5 protein-coding genes and 1 pseudogene are annotated in these 21,587 nt (G+C 60.5%); 3 read left to right on the top strand and 3 right to left on the bottom strand.

Features of this window, described 5'->3' with window-relative positions:
- Positions 1-30: 30 nt before the first annotated feature.
- Positions 31-1,032 carry a type I glyceraldehyde-3-phosphate dehydrogenase gene (gap, locus tag AC2T6E_RS02565; RefSeq protein WP_126816463.1) on the bottom strand — a complete coding sequence of 334 codons (1,002 nt, stop codon included), beginning with the start codon at positions 1,030-1,032 and terminating at the stop codon, positions 31-33.
- A gap of 189 nt (positions 1,033-1,221) precedes the next feature.
- Between gap and cybB the strand changes: the two genes are divergently transcribed.
- Positions 1,222-1,752, top strand: coding sequence for a cytochrome b561 (gene cybB / locus AC2T6E_RS02560; protein ID WP_337256103.1), 531 nt, complete (start codon positions 1,222-1,224; stop codon positions 1,750-1,752).
- Positions 1,753-1,847: 95 nt separating this feature from the next.
- Here the strand turns inward: cybB and AC2T6E_RS02555 are convergent, their stop codons facing one another.
- Together AC2T6E_RS02555 and AC2T6E_RS02550 are read right to left on the bottom strand one after the other, a co-directional pair.
- Positions 1,848-2,915, bottom strand: a complete 1,068-nt coding sequence (locus tag AC2T6E_RS02555; protein WP_278435858.1) for an oxidoreductase — start codon at positions 2,913-2,915, stop codon at positions 1,848-1,850.
- 13 nt (positions 2,916-2,928) lie between these two features.
- Positions 2,929-3,672 carry a DeoR/GlpR family DNA-binding transcription regulator gene (locus AC2T6E_RS02550; RefSeq protein WP_120158106.1) on the bottom strand — a complete coding sequence of 248 codons (744 nt, stop codon included), beginning with the start codon at positions 3,670-3,672 and terminating at the stop codon, positions 2,929-2,931.
- Positions 3,673-4,410: 738 nt separating this feature from the next.
- Here AC2T6E_RS02550 and AC2T6E_RS02545 point away from each other — a divergent pair.
- Positions 4,411-5,748 (top strand): TolC family outer membrane protein, encoded by a 1,338-nt coding sequence (locus AC2T6E_RS02545; RefSeq protein WP_108417019.1) that lies wholly within the window; start codon positions 4,411-4,413, stop codon positions 5,746-5,748.
- A 121-nt stretch (positions 5,749-5,869) separates the two neighbouring features.
- A pseudogene (locus AC2T6E_RS02540) lies at positions 5,870-21,388 on the top strand (Ig-like domain-containing protein); the annotation flags it as partial.
- Positions 21,389-21,587 lie beyond the last annotated feature (199 nt).

Below are 21,587 nucleotides of genomic sequence, written 5' to 3'. Positions count from 1 at the left end.
ATCCCCTCTCCGGTGAGAGGGGATTTTAGGCTACAGCGAGGCGTATTTATCCAGCGTACGCACCAGCTGCGTCACGAAGCCATACTCGTTGTCGTACCAGGCCACGGCTTTCACCAGCTGCAGATCGCCAGCCTCGCTGACCTCCGTCTGCGTGGCGTCAAACACCGAACCATAGTGCGAGCCGATCACATCCGACGACACAATCTCTTCGTCGGTATAGCCGAAGGATTTATTGCCCTGGGTCGCTTTTTTCAACGCGGTATTGATCTCCTCAACGGTCACTTTTTTTCCCAGAATCGCCACCAGCTCGGTCACCGAACCCGTTTTCACCGGCACGCGCTGGGCGTGGCCTTTCAGCTTGCCGCTGAGTGCAGGGATCACCAGGCCAATGGCTTTCGCGGCGCCCGTGGTGTGGGGAATGATGTTCTCTGCTGCCGCGCGCGAGGCACGAAGATCTTTCCCGCGTGGGCCATCCACCAGCGCCTGCGTACCGGTATAGGCGTGAATGGTGGTCATGGTACCGACTTTTATTTCAAAGGCGTCGTGCAGGGCTTTTGCCAGCGGGGCGAGGCAGTTGGTAGTGCAGGAGGCGACGGAGATGATGGTGTCACCGGCGTCAATGGTGTCGTCGTTCACGTTAAACACAATGGTTTTCATCTCACCCGCAGGCGCGGAAATCAGCACCTTTTTGGCACCCGCATCCAGATGCGCTCTGGATTTCTCTTCAGAGGTATAAAAACCGGTGCATTCAACGACGATATCCACGCCCGCGGTTTTCCACGGAATATGTTTGGCCTCTTTTTCGGCGTAAACCGCGATCGTTTTGCCATCCACAATCAGCGCGTCTTCGGTGAAATCCACGCTCCACGGGAAGCCACCGTAGTTTGAGTCATGCCTCAGCAGATAGGCCAGCACTTTGGGCGAAGTGAGGTCGTTGATGGCGACGACGGTGTTGCTGTCCTGGGTTTCAAGAAGGCGACGAAGTACAAGGCGTCCGATGCGTCCAAATCCGTTAATGCCAATTTTACTCATGGTGTTCTCCTGTAAACGTGTCGATGCGACAGTTTGAACTCATCCAGGCTTAGACCATGACGGGCAGGGCGGCAATTGAAGATGCTTCATGCGCGGGGAAGTATTTGAAAATCCATACAGAAAACTTAATGAATTTTTAAGGAAAGCGGATTATGTTGGCGCTGTATTTGTCATTCATCAGGAAATCACATGCGCACTAAATATACAGGCCTGCAAATCGGTATTCACTGGCTGGTGTTTCTGTTAGTTATCGTGGCTTACTGCGCCATGGAATTCAGGGGCTTTTTTCCGCGTACCGATCGCCCACTGATTAACATGATTCACGTCTCCTGCGGGATCGCCATTCTCGTGCTGATGGTGGCGCGCCTGCTTATTCGTCTTAAATACCCGGCGCCGCCTATCCAGCCTAAGCCGAAACCGATGATCACCGGCATGTCGCATCTGGGGCATCTGATCGTTTACCTGCTGTTCATTGCGTTGCCGCTGATCGGTATCGTGATGATGTACAACCGCGGGAATGACTGGTTCGCCTTTGGCATGACGATGCCGCATGCGGCGGAAGGGAATTTTGACCTGGTGGATGTGCTGAAAGAGTGGCACGTCACGCTGGCCAATCTGGGGTATTTCGTGATTGGCCTGCACGCGGCGGCGGCGCTGATGCATCACTATTTCTGGAAAGATAATACGCTGCTGCGCATGATGCCTAAAAAACGCCTGTAGCCAGCTTATTGCCCGGCGGCGCTACGCTTGCACGGGCCTACAAACAGCGCTGTATCGTAGGCCGGGTAAGCGCAGCGCGCCACCCGGCTTGTTTTTTAACGCAGCAGAGCACGCTCTTCAGCTGTCAATTCCAGCATCTGGGTTGTCCCTGTTTCAGATGACCTCACCGCCGCTTCCAGCACCGCCATCACCGCCAGCGCTTCAACCGGATGAACCGGGTTCCCGATTGTGCCCGTCAGCGCATCACGCACGTTAATGTAATACTGACGCTGATCGCCTTTCGGCGTTTTCAGGCGCGTCGCGTCTCCGGCGGCATCAAACAGCACCATATCGTCGCTGTCTTCGCCCCAGCTTTCGCTGCCCGGAATAACACCCGCCAGCAGCTGTGCTTCCTGCTGATCGATGCGTGCCTTCACCACGCTGGCTTTATCGCCGTGAACGGTAAAGCGTGACGTACCGCCCGCCACAAGCATGCTGGCGTGCAGAATCACCTTATGTTCAGGGTAATTCAGGACCACGTGCGCCCAGTCGTTAATTTCAGCACCGTCGCGCAGGGTGGCGATATTGCCCTGAACCGACTGTGGCAGCCCGAAAAGCTGCAGCGTCTGGTCGATCAGATGCGGTCCAAGGTCAAACCACAAGCCACTGCCCGGAACGTTTTGCTCTCTCCAGCGCACGCGCACTTCCGGGCGGAATCGGTCAATGTGTGACTCAAACAGTTTCACCTTGCCGAGGCGGCCTTCCTCAATCACCTGCTTAATGCCGAGGAAATCGCTGTCCCAGCGGCGGTTGTGGAAGACGGAGAGCAGACGCTGTTTCTCATCCGCCAGGGCAATGAGCTCGCGGGCTTCCTGCATGTCGAGGGTGAATGGCTTATCCACCACCACGTGCTTGCCAGCGTTGAGGGCAAGCGCTGCCAGCGGCGCGTGGGTGGCATTAGGGGAGGCAATCACCACCAGATCGACATCCGGGTGTTGAATGGCTTCTTCCGGGGTAGCGACCACCAGTACGTTCGGCAGATCGCGTTTCACTTTCTCTTCATCACGGGAAGAGACGACCGCAAGCGTTAATCCTTCGATGGACTGGATCAGCGGGGCGTGGAACGTCTTACCCACAAATCCGTACCCGATCAGCGCAATATTGATTGTCTTAGCTTTATTCATGACCTTCTCCACGTTATTCCGCGCAAACCGTGACCTGCAATGCGCCGGTATCCCCAAGTTCAGCCCAGGGCCTGTCTAAAAACAGTTGATGAATTTCGCTTACCCCGGCGACCAGCCAGGGTTCACAGTGGTTTAATTTCATATGGTCCGCGACGATCCAGTGCTCATGGCTTGCCGCGAGCATCGCCCGCTTAACGTCCGCATCCGCTTCTTTGCTCGCGCTTAAGCCAAGCTGCGCGTGGATGGCACACGCCCCGAGAATGGCGATATCCGCGCGATAGCGGGACAGCAGGGACAGGGTGGCGCTTCCGGCGAACAGGCGCTGCTTCTGGTCCCACTGTCCGCCGAGCAGGATCAGCTCGATATCGTCCCGGTCACTGAAATGTTGGGCGATATCCAGTGAGGTGGTGATCACTTTCAGGGGGCCCTGAAGGAAAGTGGCGACGGCCATCACCGTGCTCCCGGCATCGAGAAACAACGTGGAACCGCTCGGCACGCGCTGCGCCACCGCTTTACCGAGCCGCTGTTTTGTTTCAGGCAGCAAGGTATTTCTGCCCTGGCGATTCATGCCGGAGAGATCGAGCGCAATCGCACCGCCGTGGTTCTTTTGTGCCAGACCCTGTTTTTCCAGGTCGGTCAGGTCGCGACGAATGGTATCTGCGGAAACCTGCAGTTTCTCAGCAAGCTCGGTAATGCTGGCCTGGCCTTGCTCGATGATGAGATCGAGCACGTACTTCTGACGGGCAGTTTTATGCATGACGGGGTAATCCTGCAAAATGTCGCAATAAATCGCATAATACAGCAATTTTGAGCGGAGGGAAGAGCGCGTTTAGCCGAAAACAGGAAGAAAACCTGATAGTTTATATGCGTAACTATTGAGATTTTATTAAGCGAATATAATGAAGCCGTATGGAATAGTGACTACGATGTTATCGTTATGTTTTATTTATCAGTTTGGATGATGTAACCAATGTATAACCATTAACCGGGATTAAATTCCGCTTATATAAAATTGATTAGTGTTTTATTTTGATAATAACTTTATATGTGGGTTTTAATATTGACCAGGCTCGCCTGATTACCTAAATTGACACTTCTTTGAAAATCTTTGTGTCTGAGTCATCAGGAAATTAACGCAAAAATGTACACAAATGAAATTAGGAATTTTCTTTAAATAACAGTGGGTTTTTATGTTTCATTTGAAAGGCCACTTTTCGCGTTTTGTCCAGAACCTGCATGTTTTTTCTTATTTGTAACACCACATTAACATTGAGGGTGTAGTTGCCTATAACGCATTTTGTTATGCTCCAAACCAGTAAATAAATAAGTAAATTCTTATGCGAAATAAGAAGAAACAATCTCATCTCCAATGGAAATGGATGCGGGGGAGTTTTGCCTGAAATTCAGTGGGGAAGTTAAAGAAGATATTTGTCTAATTATCTATACCTCCTTTTGGGTAATTGCTTAAGTATCACTCAGAGTCAGGGAGATAAAAATGACGGTATTGCCAAAGAACGTTTCACTCAAATTTACACCGACAATCGTATTAATTACGCTCGCAATGAATATGGCGTACGCCAATAGTGACCACATGCAGATGGCCCCGGTGGCGGCGATAACGTTAAAAGAAAGCATTTTATTTGCTATCGATCGCGATCCGTCTATTAGCCAGCAGGCCGCACAATTAGGTATTGGTCAGGCACAAATAGATGAGGCACGCAGCGGCTGGATGCCGCAAATATCGCTGAACGGCAGTACGGGGCATAGCCAGACCACCGACTCAAGCGGATCGCTGAAGAATTCTGCGGCCTGGGGGGTGAGCCTGACGCAGCTGTTGTACGATTTTGGTAAGACGAATAACAGCATCAGCCAGTCCTCAGCCCAGCGCGATAGCTACCGCTACCAGCTGATGAGCACGCTCTCTGACGTGGCGGAAAAGACGGCGCTCGGCTACGTGGAGGTTAAACGCTATTCCGATCTCTTACAGGCTGCCAAAGACAACGTCCAGGCGCTCAAAAACGTTGAGCAGTTGGCGAAACTGCGCGCGGATGCAGGCGTAAGTTCCACCTCCGATGAACTCCAGACCCGCACGCGCATTGCCGGTATGCAGGCGACCGTGGCGCAGTATAACGCCGCCTTAAACAGCGCCCGCGCAAGGCTCGCGGTGCTCACAGGTCTGCAGGCTGAGACCTATTCGCCTGTCCCTGCGAACCTCGCCGTTGAGCCGGATTCCCTCAACCGCATTGATTATTCGTTGATACCGACGGTATTGGCCGCACAGAACATGGAGCGCTCGGCCCAGTATGGCGTTGAAACAGCAAAATCGCAGCACTGGCCAACCCTGAGCCTGAAGGGAGGACGTACGCGCTATGAGTCGGACAACCGTTCTTACTGGGACGACCAAATCCAGCTCAATATAGACGCACCGCTTTATCAGGGCGGCGCGGTTTCCGCACGCGTGCGTCAGGCTGAAGGGGCGCGTGCTATGGCCTCCTCTCAGGTCGACCAGGCGCGCTTTGATGTCCTGCAAAAAGCCTCCGTCGCGCAGGCTGACTGGACCGGCGCCCGGGGGAGAATGGAAGCCGGAAAACAGCAGCTGGAAAATGCCCTGCGCGCCCGCGATGTCTATAAAAATGAATATACCCTGAGCAAGCGGAGCATTAACGATTTGCTCAGCGTTGAACAGGATGTCTGGGCCGCCACCTCCGCAAAAATAATGGCTGAATATGACGGCTGGAGTTCGGCGATTAACTACGCTTCTGCGGTTGATAATTTGATGCCGCTTATCGGAATAGAGAAAAACGCTGCCGCAAAATTACCCGATTTGAGTTAAAAAAAGACGCGTCTTTCTGCGCGAAATAAGTCTGACAATAATGGGTGTTTTTTCCCAGGGATAGCTACATCCGTCTGGTGGACATATCCACAGGAATCCGTACACCTGCAAGGAGAAGAATATGAGTAACGTAAAAGTTGTTGATGTCATCATTCGCAAAACGGCGGAGAAAACGAAATTAACAGGCGAAGGAAATCTGTCGGTATCCATTTCATCGCCGAGCGTGATAGAAATCCAGGGTTCTGCTCAGGACGTAGTGCGTTATGTCCGCCAGGGGAAAGATCTCCTGATTTATATGAAAGATGGCAGCGTGATCCGCTGCAATAACTATTTTGTCGAAGATCCAGAAACGCATAATCAGTCAGAGCTGGTGTTCAACGATAATCAGGAACTGACTCATATTTCTTTTGCCGATGCCGGGGAAGCGTCAGGCATGGCCACGACGGAATTAACCGCGCAGGCCGCACCCATTAGCAGCATTGAGCCTTTCCTGGAGCAGGAAAGCGTATTAAGCGATGCGCCGTGGGGCTGGATTGCGGGCGCGGCGTTAGGCGGCGGTGCCATTGGGGCGCTGCTGGCTCACGGCGGTGACGGCGAAACAAAAACGAAAGTTATTGATAATACCAAAGAGGTTGAGAGCGCCACGCCGACCTTTTTGCTGACGGATAACGCGGGTGACAAGCAGGGCGTGCTGAGTGCAAAAGAGATCACGGACGACAACACCCCAACCTTCAGCGGTACCGGGCAGCCGGGCGCGACCATTCAGATTAAAGACAGCGGCGGCAGCACCATCGCCAGCACCATGGTCGCGAAGGACGGCACCTGGACGGTAAAACTCCCGACACAGACAGACGGGGAGCACACCTGGTCGGTCGTACAGATCGACGGCAGCAAAACCACTTCTGCGGGCAGCATCACCGTAACCGTCTCAACGGCCGAGGCCGCCGTGACGCTCGCCACTACGGCGGGCGATAACGTGATCAACGCCAGCGAACAGTCCGCGGGCTTCACGCTTTCCGGGGCCAGCAAAAACCTGGCGCAGGGAACCGAACTCACCGTGACGCTGAACGGAAAAACCTATTCCGCAGAAGTGGGGGCAAACGGCGCGTGGAGCGTGAAGGTGCCTGCCGCAGACGCGCAGGCGCTGGGCGACGGCACCTGGACGGTCAATGTGAGCGGCAAAGACGCGGCGGGCAATATCGTGAGCGGCAGTCAGACGATTGGCGTCGATACCGTTGCGCCTGCGCTTTCCGTGAATGCAATCGCGCAGGACAATATCATTAACGCCGCTGAACATAATCAGCCGCTGACGATTAGCGGTAAAACCGATGCGGAAGCGGGCCAGATTGTGACGGTCACGCTGAACGGTAAAAATCACACGGCGACCGTGGGCAGTGACGGCACCTGGTCCGTCACGCTTCCTGCCGGTGAAGTACAGGCGATGGCTAACGGCGGGCACACCCTCACGGTCAACGTCAGCGACAAAGCGGGTAACGGTTCTTCCACCACCGCCGATTTCACGGTTGATACCGCCGCTCCCGTTGTGACGATCAACACCGTCGCGGGTGACGACATTCTGAACACCAGCGAGCAGGGCCAGGCGCAGATCGTTTCCGGGAAGGCGAGCGGCGCGGCGGCAGGTGACGTGGTGACCGTGACCCTTGATGGCCAGACCTTCACCGGTGTGGTGCTTGCCGACGGCAGCTGGAGCGTCGGCGTGCCTGCCTCCGTCATCGGCGCGCTCGGTGAGGGCAGCCACACGATTTCGGTCTCCGTCACTGATGCCGCGGGCAACACCGGCAGCGCGACGCACGGCGTGACGCTGAGCGGCAACCCGCCGGAATTCACGATTGACGCCATCAGCCAGGATAACGTACTGAACGCGCAGGAGGCCATGCAGCCCCTGAGCCTGAGCGGCACCAGTAACCTGCCGAACGGCAGCGCCATCACCGTCACGTTAAACAACGTTAACTATCAGGCCACGGTTGAAAACGGTATCTGGACGGTTCAGGTGCCGGTTTCTGACGTGCTGAATCTGGCGAACACCCTTTATACCGTCAGCGTCAGCGGTACCGATAGCGTGGGTAACAGCGGCTCTGCCGAGGCGAATCTGCTGGTGGACACCGTGCTGCCGCAGGTCATTATCAATACGTTTGCGGGCGACAACCTGGTCAATAACGCCGAAGCGGGCGTCGATCAAACCCTCAGCGGACGCGTTAGCGGCGCGGCGGCGGGCGATACCGTCTCTGTCACCGTAGGCGGCAAGAGCTACACCGCGACGGTGGGCAGCGATCTGACCTGGAGCGTGAAAATCCCGTCAGCGGATCTTCAGGCGTTCGGCGACGGCGATTTGACCTTCAGCGCCTCCGTTACCAACGCGCACGGCAATACCGGCACCGGCGAGCGTGATATCAATATCAACGCGGAGCTGCCGGGCCTGCGCGTGAACACCATTTCCGGCGATGACGTGATCAACGCCATTGAACAGCAGCAGGATCTGAGCGTCACCGGCTCCAGTACCCATCTGGCCGCGGGGACGCAGATTGTCGTCACCATTAACAACGTTGAGTACGTCACCGCGGTTAACGCCAGCGGCAACTGGCAGATCGGCGTTCCGGCGGCGGACCTGCAGGCCTGGACGGCGGGCGGCATGACGGTTAGCGTCAGCGCTGAAGATGCCTGGGGCAATACCGTTGCGGCTGAACACCCGATTGAACTCGATCTGAACGCCGTGGCGGTCACCATTGATACCGTCTCCGGCGACGACCTGCTGAACGCGGCGGAAAAAGGCGCGGACTTAACCCTTTCCGGCCAGACGCAGGGCGTGGAAGCGGGGCAGACCGTGGTGGTGAAATTCGCCGACCAGACCTTTACCGCGCAGGTACAGCAGGACGGCTCCTGGAGCCTGACCGTACCCGCCAGCGCCATGGAAACCCTGATCGACGGGCGCGCGCAGGTGAGCGTCAGCGTCACTAACGTCAGCGGCAACAGCGCGGACGCCGCGCGCGTGGTCACGGTGGATACGCAGCCACCGGCCATTACGCTCGATAACCTGACCGACGACAACATCATCAATGCGGCTGAAGCGCAGCAGGATTTAGCCTTAAGCGGTACCAGCACTGCGGAAGCGGGCCAGACGGTCACCGTGACGCTGAACGGCAAAACGTATCAGACCACGGTTCAGGCGGACGGTACGTGGCAGCTGAGCGTGCCTGCGGCTGACGTGGGTGCCCTGATGGATGGCATCGTGACCGTGACGGCAACCGTGAGCGACGTGGCGGGCAACGCCAGCAGCGCGGACCGCGTGGGTCTGGTGGACGCGACCGTACCGCAGGTGACCATTAACGACTTTGTCACCGACACCAACACCGTTAACCAGCTCGCCCATTCACAGGCGCAGATCCTGAGCGGCTCCGTCACCGGTGCGGCAGCGGGCGATCGGGTGACCGTCACCATTAACAGCGTGGATTACACCACCGTGGTGGATGCATCGGGCAACTGGAGCCTCGGCCTGCCCGCATCCGTCGTGCAGGGGCTGACGGACGGCACCTGGACCATCGACGTCTCCGTGACCGACCGATCCGGCAACACCGGAAGCAGTTCGCTGGATGTGGTGGTGAATACCGTGACGCCTGTTATCGCCATCAGCACGCTGGCGGCGGACGACGTGATTAACGCGACCGAGAAGGGCGAAGATCTGCTGCTCTCCGGCACCAGCAATCAGCCGGAAGGCACGCGCGTCACCGTTAACCTGAACGGCATCAATTACACCGCCACTACTGACGCCAGCGGTAACTGGAGCGTGACCGTACCGGCCTCGGCCGTTAGCGCGCTGGGAGAAGCCCATTACACCGTGACGGCGAGCGTCACGGATAACGTAGGCAACAGCGCCTCAACCTCACACGATGTGCTGGTGGACAGCTCGCTGCCGGTGGTGACGATCGACACCCTGGCGGGCGACAATATCGTTAACGCCGCGGAAGTGGCGGCAGGGCAAACCCTGACCGGTAAGGTGACGAACGCGGCGTCAGGTGACACTGTCACTATTATCCTTGGCGGCCAGACGTACACCGCTACCGTGCAGGACGATCTGACCTGGAGCCTGCCGTTAAGCGAGAGCCAGCTTACCGCGCTCGGCAACGGCGACCTCACCGTATCCGCCAGCGTGACCAACGCGCACGGCAATACCGGCTCGTCGTCGCTGGACGTCACCATCGACGCCCAGCTGCCGGGTCTGCGCATTGACACCGTCGCGGGCGACGACGTGATTAACGTCATTGAACACGCCCAGAACCTGATTGTCTCCGGCACCAGCAGCGATCTGGCGGCGGGCAGCACCGTGACCGTGACCATCAACGGCAAAGCCTATTCGGCAACGGTACTGGCGGACGGCACCTGGCAGGCGGCGGTTCCGGCGGCCGATGTGTCCCAGTGGGCGGACGGTTCGCTGGATATCAAGGCAAGCGCGCAGGATGCCTCCGGCAACCCGGTGGCTATCGGGACCGTCGTGGACGTCGATCTCGCGCCTGTCGCCATCACCATCAGCAGCGTGACCGACGATAACGTGCTCAACTCGGCGGAAAAAGGCCAGGATCTGGTGCTTTCCGGCACCACCTCCAACGTTGAGGCGGGCCAGACCGTGATCATCACCTTCGCGGGTAAAACCTATACCACCACGGTGGATGCCAACGGCGACTGGACCTGGACCGTTCCGTCTGCCGATCTGAGCGGCCTGAAAGACGGCGACGCCAGCGTGCAGGTCAGCGTCACCAACGTGAACGGCAACGCGGCGTCTTCGGCGCAGGAGTTCAGCGTCGATACCACCGCGCCGACGGTGACCATCAACACCATCAGCAATGACAATATGCTGAACGCGGCAGAGGCGGCGCAGGATCTGACCCTGAGCGGCACCTCTACTGCCGAAGCAGGCCAGACGGTCACCGTGACCTTCAACGGCAACACCTATACCGCGCAGGTGCAGGCGGACGGCAGCTGGACGCTCGACGTTCCGGCGGCGGATATGGCAGGCATTACCGACGGCAGCGTGGCGGTAACGGCGACCGTGTCCGATAAGGCAGGCAACCCGGCCAGCGCGGGCTCCTCGGTGCTGGTCGACACCACCGTACCGCAGATTTCATTCAACATCGTTGCGGGCGACGACGTCGTGAATATTGCCGAGCACGGCCAGGCGCTGATCGTCTCCGGCAAGGTGACGGGTGCGCAGGCGGGCGACGTGATTACCCTGAACCTGAACGGCAAAGACTACACCGCCATGCTGGATGCGTCCGGCAGCTGGAGCGTGGGCGTTCCGGCGACGGACGTGGGCGCGCTGGCAAACGGCGAGCAGACGATCTCTGCGACACTCACCGATAAAGCCGGTAACAGCACCACCGCGACGCACGCGTTTGACGTCTCCCTGACCGCGCCGGTGGTTGCCATCAATCCCCTGGCGGTTGACGACGTGATCAACGCGACCGAGAAAGGCCAGGATCTGCTGGTGTCCGGCACCAGCAACCAGCCGGACGGAACCACCATTACGGTGACCCTGAACGGTATCAGCTATACGGCCACCACCGACGCCAGCGGCAGCTGGAGCGTCACCGTTCCGGCGGCAAACGTCTCTGCGCTGGGTGAAGCGAGCTATGTGGTGACGGCGAGCGTAACCGACACCGCAGGCAACAGCGCGAGCACCGGCCACAGCGTGCTGGTCGACAGCGCGCTGCCGCAGGTCACCATCAACCCTGTCGCCACGGACGATGTCATTAACGCAGCGGAAGTGGCTGCCGGGCAGACCCTGAGCGGCAAAGTGAGCGGTGCGGCGAGCGGTGACGCTGTCACCATTTCAGTCGGCGGCAATACCTATACCGCGACGGTTCAGGACGATCTGAGCTGGTCGGTCAACGTGCCGTCCACGGTCTTAACCGCCATCGGTAACGGCGATCTCACCGTAACGGCGAGCGTCACCAACGGGCACGGCAATACCGGCACCGGCGAACGCGACATCACTATTGATGCCAACCTGCCGGGCTTGCGCGTCGATACCGTGGCGGGCGACGATGTGATCAACAGTATCGAACATACGCAAAATCTGATTATCACCGGCTCCAGCGACGGGCTGGCGAGCGGCTCGGCGCTGACGGTCACCGTCAACGGCAAAACCTACGCGGCAACCGTGCTGGCGGACGGGACATGGAGCGCAGCCATTCCGGCGGCAGACGTCGGCGCGCTGAGCGCGGGCACGGTCACCGTGACCGTGGAAGGCCAAAGCACGGCGGGCAACCCGGTTTCCATCAGCCACGACGTGAAGGTGGATCTGGCGGCAGTTGCCATCAGCATTGACCCGATTGCGTCGGACGACGTAATCAACGCGGCGGAGAAAGGCGCGGACCTGGTGCTGTCCGGCTCCACCTCCAACGTGGAAGAAAACCAGACCGTTACCATCACCTTCGGCGGCAAGTCGTACACCGCGACGGTGGATGCCAGCGGCAACTGGACGGCGACCGTGCCGTCTGCCGATTTGGGCAGCCTGAAGGACGGCGATGCCAGCGTGCAGGTGAGCGTCACCAACGTGAACGGCAACAGCGCGTCGGCAGGCCGCGAGTACAGCGTGGACGCGACCGCGCCGACGGTGTCTATTGAAATTGTCAGCGACAACAACATCATCAATGCGGCCGAAGCGCAGCAGGATCTGGTCGTTAACGGCGTGACCAACGCCGAAGCGGGCCAGACCGTCACCGTAACGCTGAACGGCGTGGATTACACTACCACCGTACAGGCGAACGGCAGTTGGAGCGTGACCGTGCCGTCTGCGGATCTGAGCGGTATTACCGACGGCAACTACACCATCAGCGCCGCCGTGTCTGATAAGGCGGGCAACCCGGCCTCTGCGGATCGCGACGTGCTGGTCGATACCACCGTCCCGCAGCTGACTATTAACACCGTTTCCGACGACGACGTGATCAACAGCGCCGAGCATGCGCAGGCACTGATTGTCACGGGTTCCGTAACCGGCGCGGCGGCGGGCGACGTGGTCACCGTTACCCTCAACGGCAAATCGTACACCGCTACCCTGGATGCCTCAGGCAACTGGAGCGTGGGCGTGCCTGCGGCGGACGTCACCGCGCTGGCCGCGGGGGATTACACCATTACCGCAGCGCTGACCGATAAAGCGGGCAACAGCAACAGCGCCACGCACGGCGTGGAGGTGAACCTGACCGCGCCGGTGCTGACCATTGACACCGTTTCCGGTGACGATGTAATCAACAACAGCGAGAAAACCCAGGATCTGACGATCTCCGGTACGGCTTCTGGCCTGGCGACAGGCGCGGTAGTAACCGTGATGCTGAACGGCAAAGCGTACAGCGCGATGGTCGATAGCAACGGGAAATGGACCACCACCGTTCCGGCTGATCGGGTCGGCGAGTTGGGTGAAGCGCTGTACACCGTTACCGCATCGGCAACGGACAGCGTCGGCAACAATACCAGCACGTCGCACACCGTGAACGTGGAGTCCGTTCTGCCGGGCGTGATTATCAACACCATTGCAGGTGACGACGTCATTAACGCGGCGGAGCTGGCAGCCGGCCAGACCATCAGCGGTAAGGTGGTGAATGCCGAAGCGGGCAACACCGTGACCGTGACGATTGGCGGTAACAGCTACACCGCAACGGTGCAAAGCGATCTCACCTGGTCCGTCAACGTGCCGGAATCCGTTCTGACCGCGCTGGGCAACGGTGATTTAACCGTGTCAGCCAGCGTCACCAACGGCGTAGGCAATAGCGGAACGGGCGAGCGCGAAATCGTGATAGACGCCAACCTGCCGGGCCTGCGCGTGGATACCGTGGCGGGTGACGACGTGATCAACAGCATCGAACACGGGCAGAACCTGATTATCACCGGCTCCAGCGACGGGCTGGCGGCGGGCGCGGCGCTGACCGTGACCGTCAACGGCAAAACCTATCCGGCGACCGTGCTGGCTGACGGTACCTGGAGCGCGGCGATCCCGGCCGCAGACGTCGGCGCACTGAGTGCAGGCACGGTTACTGTATCCGTTGCTGGCCAGAGCAGCGCCGGTAACCCGGTCGCTATCGACCACAGCGTGACGGTCGATCTGGCGAACGTCGCCATTAGCATTGACTCGATTGCGTCAGACGACGTGATCAACGCGGCCGAGAAGGGCGCGGATCTGGTGCTCTCCGGCACCACTTCGAACGTGGAAGAAAATCAGACCGTCACCATCACCTTCGGCGGCAAGAATTACACCGCCACGGTCGATGCCGACGGTAAATGGACCGCCACGGTGCCAGCGGCCGATCTGGCGGGCCTGAAAGACGGCGACGCCAGCGTGCAGGTGAGCGTCACCAACGTGAACGGCAACAGCGCCTCGGCGGGCCGCGAGTACAGCGTGGATGCGACCGCACCGTCCGTGACCATCAATACCCTGGCGAACGACGACATTCTGAATGCCGCCGAAGTTCAGGCCGATCTGACCGTGTCCGGCACCAGCACCGCCGAAGCGGGCCAGACGGTGACCGTATCGCTGAACGGCAAAGACTACACCACAACCGTCAGCACAGACGGCAGCTGGACGCTGAACGTTCCGGCGGCGGATCTGGCTGGATTAAGCGACGGCAGCGTGACCGTCACCGCATCGGTTAGCGATAAAGCGGGTAACCCGGCGTCCGTGGACCACAACCTGGCGGTAGATATCACCGTTCCTGCGGTGACTATCAACACCGTGGCGGGCGACGATGTCATTAACATCGCAGAACACAGCCAGGCGCACATCATCAGCGGCACCGCCACCGGCGCGGCAGCGGGCGATAAGGTCACCGTCACGATTGGCGGCCAGACTTACACCACCGTGCTGGACGCGGCGGGCAACTGGAGCGTGGGTGTACCGGCGAGCGTCATTTCCGGCCTCAGCGACGGCACCGTGACCGTCACGGCGTCAGTCACCGACGCGGCGGGCAATACCGGCACTGGCAGCCATGACGTGACCGTCGACACCGGCCTGCCATCGGTCAACTTCAACGCCATCAGCGATGACAACGTCCTGAACGCCGTTGAAAAGGGTCAGGATCTGAGCGTCAGCGGCACCAGCGCCAACCTCGCGGAAGGCACCGTGGTGACCGTGACCCTCAACGGTAAAAACTACACCGCCACCACGGCGGCAGACGGCACCTGGAGCCTGACGGTTCCGGCAGCGGATCTGGCCGGTCTCGGCCAGGCCAACTACACCCTGAACGCGACCGCCACCAACGGCGTGGGCAACAGCGTGAGCAACACCGCGAACCTGCTGGTGGACACCGCGCTGCCTACCGTCACCATCAATACCGTGGCGGGCGATAACGTCATCAACGCGGCGGAAGTGGCGGCAGGCCAGACCCTGAGCGGTACCGTGGCGAATGCCGAAGCGGGCAATACCGTTACCGTCACCCTTGGCGGCAACAGCTACACCGCAACGGTGCAGAGCGATCTGACCTGGTCCGTGAACGTGCCGTCTGACGTGCTGACCGCGCTGGGCAACGGCAGCCTGAGCGTGACGGCGACCGTCACCAACGGCCACGGCAATACCGGCACCGGCGATCGCGAGATCGCTATCGACGCTAACCTGCCGGGCCTGCGCGTTGACACCGTCGCGGGTGATGACGTGGTCAACACCATCGAGCACGCGCAGAACCTGATCGTCACCGGTTCCAGCGACGGGCTGGCGGCGGGCACCGCGCTGACCGTCACCGTCAACGGTAAAGACTATGCGGCGACCGTGCTGGCGGACGGCACCTGGAGCGCGGCGATCCCGTCCACCGACGTGAGCGCGTGGCCGGAAGGCACCGTCAAAATCAGCGTTACCGGCGACAGCTCAGCGGGCAATCCGATTACCATCAGCCACGACGTGACGGTGGATCTGGCGACCGTTGCTATCAGCATTGACGCGATTGCGTCAGACGACGTGATTAACGCGGCGGAGAAGGGCGCGGATCTGGTGCTGTCCGGTGCGACCACCAACGTGGAAGCCGGGCAAACCGTGACCATCAGCCTGAACGGCAAAATCTATACCGCGACAGTAGACGACAGCGGCAACTGGACCTACACCGTGCCGTCTGCGGATCTGGCGGGCCTCAAGGACGGCGACGCCAGCGTACAGGTGAGCGTCACCAACGTGAACGGCAACAGCGCCTCGGCGGGCCGCGAGTACAGCGTGGATGCGACCGCGCCGTCCGTAACCATCAACACCCTGGCGACCGACGACATTCTTAACGCCACTGAAGCGCAGTCCGATCTGACCGTGTCCGGCACCACCACCGCCGAAGCGGGCCAGACGGTGACCGTAACGCTGAACGGCAAAGACTACACCACAACCGCAGGCGCGGACGGCAGTTGGACGCTGAACGTTCCGGCGGCGGATCTGGCGGCGCTCGGCGATGGCAGCGTGACCGTCACGGCGAGCGTCAGCGACAAGGCGGGCAACCCGGCATCGGCCGATCACAACCTGACGGTGGACGTGACCGTTCCTGCGGTAACCATCAACACCGTAGCGGGCGATGACGTGATTAACATCGCCGAGCACGCTCAGGCGCACATCATCAGCGGCACCGCCACCGGTGCGGCAGCGGGCGATAAGGTCACCGTCACCATCGGCGGCCAGACCTACACCACCGTGCTGGATGCGGCGGGCAACTGGAGCGTGGGCGTCCCGGCGAGCGTCATTTCCGGCCTCAGCGACGGCACCGTCACCGTCACGGCGTCAGTGACCGATGCGGCGGGCAACACCGGTTCCGGCACGCATAGCGTCACCGTCGATACCGGCCTGCCGTCGGTGAACTTCAACGCCATCAGCGGCGATAACGTGCTGAACGCGGTGGAGAAAGGTCAGGATCTGAGCGTCAGCGGCACCAGCGCCAACCTGGCGGAAGGCACCATGGTGACCGTGACCCTTAACGGTAAAAACTACGCGGCCACGACGGCGTCGGACGGTACCTGGAGCCTGACCGTTCCGGCGGCGGATCTGGCCGGTCTCGGCCAGGCCAGTTACACCCTGAATGCGACCGCCACCAACGGCGTGGGCAACAGCGTGAGCAACACCGCGAACCTGCTGGTCGACACCGCGCTGCCAACCGTGACCATCAACACCGTGGCGGGCGACAACGTTATCAACGCGGCGGAAGTGGCCGCAGGCCAGACCATCAGCGGCAAAGTGGCGAACGCGGAAGCGGGCAACACGGTAACCGTGACTATCGGCGGCAACAGCTACACCGCAACGGTGCAGAGCGATCTCACCTGGTCCGTGAACGTGCCGGAAACGGTCCTCACCGCGCTGGGCAACGGCGAGTTGACCGTGTCGGCGACCGTCACCAACGGCCACGGCAACACCGGCGCGGGCGAGCGCGACATCGTGATAGACGCCAGCCTGCCGGGCCTGCGCGTGGATACCGTCGCGGGCGACGATGTTATTAACAGCATCGAGCATGGACAGAACCTGATTATCACCGGCTCCAGCGACGGGCTGGCGGCAGGCACCACGCTCACCGTGACCGTCAATGGCAAAACCTATGCGGCCTCCGTGCTGGCAGACGGTAACTGGAGCGCGGCGATCCCGGCGGCAGACGTCGGGGCCCTGGCTGCGGGCACGGTCACCGTGACCGTTGCAGGCCAGAGCGCGGCGGGCAACCCGGTGACCATCAGCCATGACGTGACGGTGGATCTGGCGGCAGTGGCTATCAGCATTGATGCGATTGCCACCGACGACGTGATTAACGCGGCAGAAAAAGGCGCGGATCTGGTGCTGTCCGGCAGCACCTCTAACGTGGAGGAAAACCAGACCGTTACCGTCACCTTCGGCGGCAAGACGTACACCGCGAAGGTCGATGCCGACGGTAACTGGACGGCCACCGTGCCGTCTGCGGATCTCGCGGGCCTTAAAGACGGCGATGCCAGCGTGCAGGTGAGCGTCACCAACGCGCACGGCAACAGCGCCTCGGCGGGCCGCGAGTACAGCGTAGACGCCACCGCGCCAACCGTGAGCATTGATACGGTCGCTGGCGATAACGTGATTAACGGCAGCGAAGCGGCTGCGGGCGTGGCCATTTCCGGCACCACCACGGCGGAAGTCGGTCAGACGGTCACCGTGACGCTGGGCGGGAAGAGCTATACCGCGCAGGTGCAGCAGGGCGGTATCTGGAGCGTTAACGTTCCGGCAGCCGATCTGTCCGCGCTGGCGGACAACGGCTACACCGTACAGGTCAGCGTGAGTGACGCCGCGGGTAACCCGGGCAGCGCGGGCAAAGCGATTACGCTTGATACCACGCCGCCGACCGTCAGTTTTAACGTCGTGGCGGGCGATAACGTCATCAACAGCGTGGAGCACGGGCAGGCGCAGATCGTCAGCGGCACGGCAACCGGCGCGAGCGTCGGCGATAAGCTGGTCATCATCATCGGTGCGAACCAGTACACCACCACCGTTGACGCCAGCGGCAGCTGGAGCGTGGGCGTGCCGGCGAGCGTGATTTCCGCGCTGACCGACGGCACCGTGACCCTCAGCGCGACCATTACCGACAGTGCGGGCAACAGCAGCACCCAGACCCACGATGTGGTGGTGAACACCGCATCGGTTGCGCTGACCGTCAACACCCTCAGCGGCGATGACGTGATCAACGCGGCAGAAGCGGGTAACTCGCTGGTGATTAACGGCTCAAGCTCGCAGTTCGCCAGCGGCACCCAAGTCACCGTGACCCTGAACGGCAAGACCTACACGGCTACCATTCAAAGCGACGGCTCATGGACCACAACCGTTCCGGCCGCCGATGTGGGCGCGCTGGCCGACGGTGCGAGCTATCAGGTGGCCGTTTCGGCGCAGGACAGCGCGGGCAACAGCGCCTCGGCAACGCATACTATCAGCGTGGATACCACCTCGCCGGTGGTGAGCATTGCCACGCTGTCTGGCGACGACGTGCTTAACGCGGCGGAAGCGCAGCAGCCGCTCACCGTACACGGCTCTTCCAGCGCGGAAGCGGGCCAGACGGTGACCGTGACGCTGGGCGGCAAAACCTACACGGCCACCGTGGCAAACGACGGTACCTGGACGCTGGACGTTCCGGCCGCCGATCTTGCCAGCCTGAGCGAAGGCGCGCTGACGGTCACCGCGTCGGTGAACGACAAGGCGGGTAATAACGGTCAAACCACGCATACCTTAACGGTAGATACCGTCGCGCCAACCGTGACCATCAGCACCGTGGCCGATGACGATATCGTCAACAACGCCGAGCAGCTGGCGGGCCAGACCATCAGCGGCACCACTACGGCGGAACAGGGCCAGACGGTGACCGTCTCCTTCAACGGGCACAGCTATCAGGCGACCGTCGGAGCGGACGGTTCATGGTCGGTCTTCGTGCCGGGCCGTGATTTCCTCGGCCTGAGCGACGGGGATTACACCATTACGGCTGCGGTGAGCGATAAGGCCGGTAACCCGGGCAGCGCCACGCACGACGTGACGCTGAACGGCGATGTCCCAACCATCACCATTAACACCTTTGCGCAGGACGATATCGTCAACGCCGCCGAGCACGGCACGCCGCTGATTGTCAGCGGCACCACCGACGCCCCTGCGGGCCAGACGGTGACCATCACGCTGAACGGTAAAACCTACACGGCGACCGTGCAGGCGGATGGCAGCTGGAGCTATACGGTGGGCAGTGCAGACGTGACGGCGCTGGCGGACGGCGGTTCGTACGTGATTAACGCGCAGGTGAGCAACGCCATCGGCAACAGCGGCAGTGATAACCACACCGTGACCGTCGATCTGACCGCGCCGTCGATGGGAGTTACGATTGATTCGCTGCAAAACGACACCGGCCTGAGCGCGAGTGATTTCATCACCAACGACGGCCAGGTGGTCGTCAACGGCTCGCTGACCGCGCAGCTCGGCAATAACGAGAAGGCGCAGATCAGCCTTGACGGGGGCACCACCTGGATTGACCTGACCGTGACCGGCACCACCTGGCGCTACACCGATGGCCGCACTCTGACGGACGGTACGTACCAGTACCAGGTGCGCGTGATCGATAACGCCGGGAACGTGGGGGCAACGGACAGTCAGGACGTGGTGATTGACCTGACGAAGCCTGCGGCGACGACGATTACGGTCGATTCCGTCACCCAGGATACCGGCCTGTCCGGCAGCGATTTTATCACCAGCGACAACCAGATCAGCCTGAAAGGGACGCTCGGCGCGGCGCTCGGCAGCGGCGACCACGCGCAGATCAGCCTCGACGGCGGCGTGACATGGACCGACGTCAGCGTCAGCGGCCTGAGCTGGACGTATGTAGACGGTCGTACGCTGGCCGACGGAGACTACAACTATCAGCTGCGGGTGATTGACGACGCGGGGAATATCAGCGCCACTACCAGCCAGGTGGTGACCATTGATACCGTCGCGCCGGACGCCAGCAAAACGATCGCTATCGACAGCATCAGTGACGATACCGGCCTGAGCAGCAGCGACTTTATCACCAACGATACGTCCCTGACGCTGCACGGCTCGCTCGGCGCAACGCTGGCCGACGGGGAATACGCGCAGATCAGCATCGACGGCGGCGTGACCTGGCAGTACGTCATCGTCACCGGCAACAGCTGGTACTACGTGGACGGCCGCACGCTGGGTAACCAGACCTATGACTACTACGTTCGCGTGGTGGATGCCGCCGGTAACGTGGGCGCCAGCGCCCATCAGCAGGTGACCGTCGATACGGTCGCCCCGGATGCGGCGATTACGGTGACCGTGGATAACATCACCGTGGATACCGGCTTTGACAATAACGACTTCCTGACCAGTTCGACCTCGTACACGCTGCACGGAACGCTCGGCGCAGAACTCGGCGCGGGTGAATTCGTACAGGTGAGCATGGACGGCGGCAGCACCTGGGTTTACGCCACCGTCAGCGGTACGCAGTGGAGCTACAGCGACACCCGTACCCTGACCGACGGCAGCCATAACTATCAGGTGCGGGTCGTTGACCAGGCGGGGAACGTCGGGGCCACCACCGCGCAGGCGGTGACGGTGGATACGCAGTCGCCGCAGTACGGCGTCACCATCGACAGCATCAGCGACGATACCGGCCAGTCCGGCAGTGATTTCATCACCATGGACACCACGCTGACCATCAACGGTTCGCTGGGCAGCGCGCTGGCAAGCGACGAGCGCGTACAGATCAGCCTGGACGGCGGAAATACCTGGCTCGATACCACGGTCACCAACCAGCGCTGGAGCTACACCGATACCCGCGATCTGCCTGACGGAGATTACACCTACCAGGTGCGGATTATCGACCAGGCGGGCAACGTCGGCTCCACCGCCTCTCAGGTGGTGACGGTAGACACGACGCCGCCAACCACGGTGGGCACGGTAGTGAGCTACACCGACGGTGAAGGCGAGCGTCAGGGTACCTTTGGCAGTGCGGTGGCAACGGACGATAACTCGCCGCTGATCAACGGCACGCTTAACCGCGCACCGGACGACGGTGAAATTGTGCAGCTCTATCGTGACGGCGTCCTGCTCGGTCAGGTGACCATGAACGGCAGCGCGAGCTGGTCCTTCCAGGACAATGGCCTGAGCGACGGCAATCACACATACATCCTGCGCGTCACCGACAGGGCCGGTAACTACACGGAATCCGACGGCTTTGTGCTGAACGTTGATACCAGCATCCCGACCACCACGGCGGCGATTACCGCGCAGACCACGTCGGACACCACGCCGATCGTCAGCGGGACCGTCTCCGCTGACCTGGTGAACGGTGAATACCTGGTGGTGACGGTGAACGGTAAAACCTACACCTCCCAAA

This window comes from Enterobacter sp. B79-1, assembly GCF_057444735.1.
This window is presented reverse-complemented; position numbering and strand designations above follow the sequence as displayed.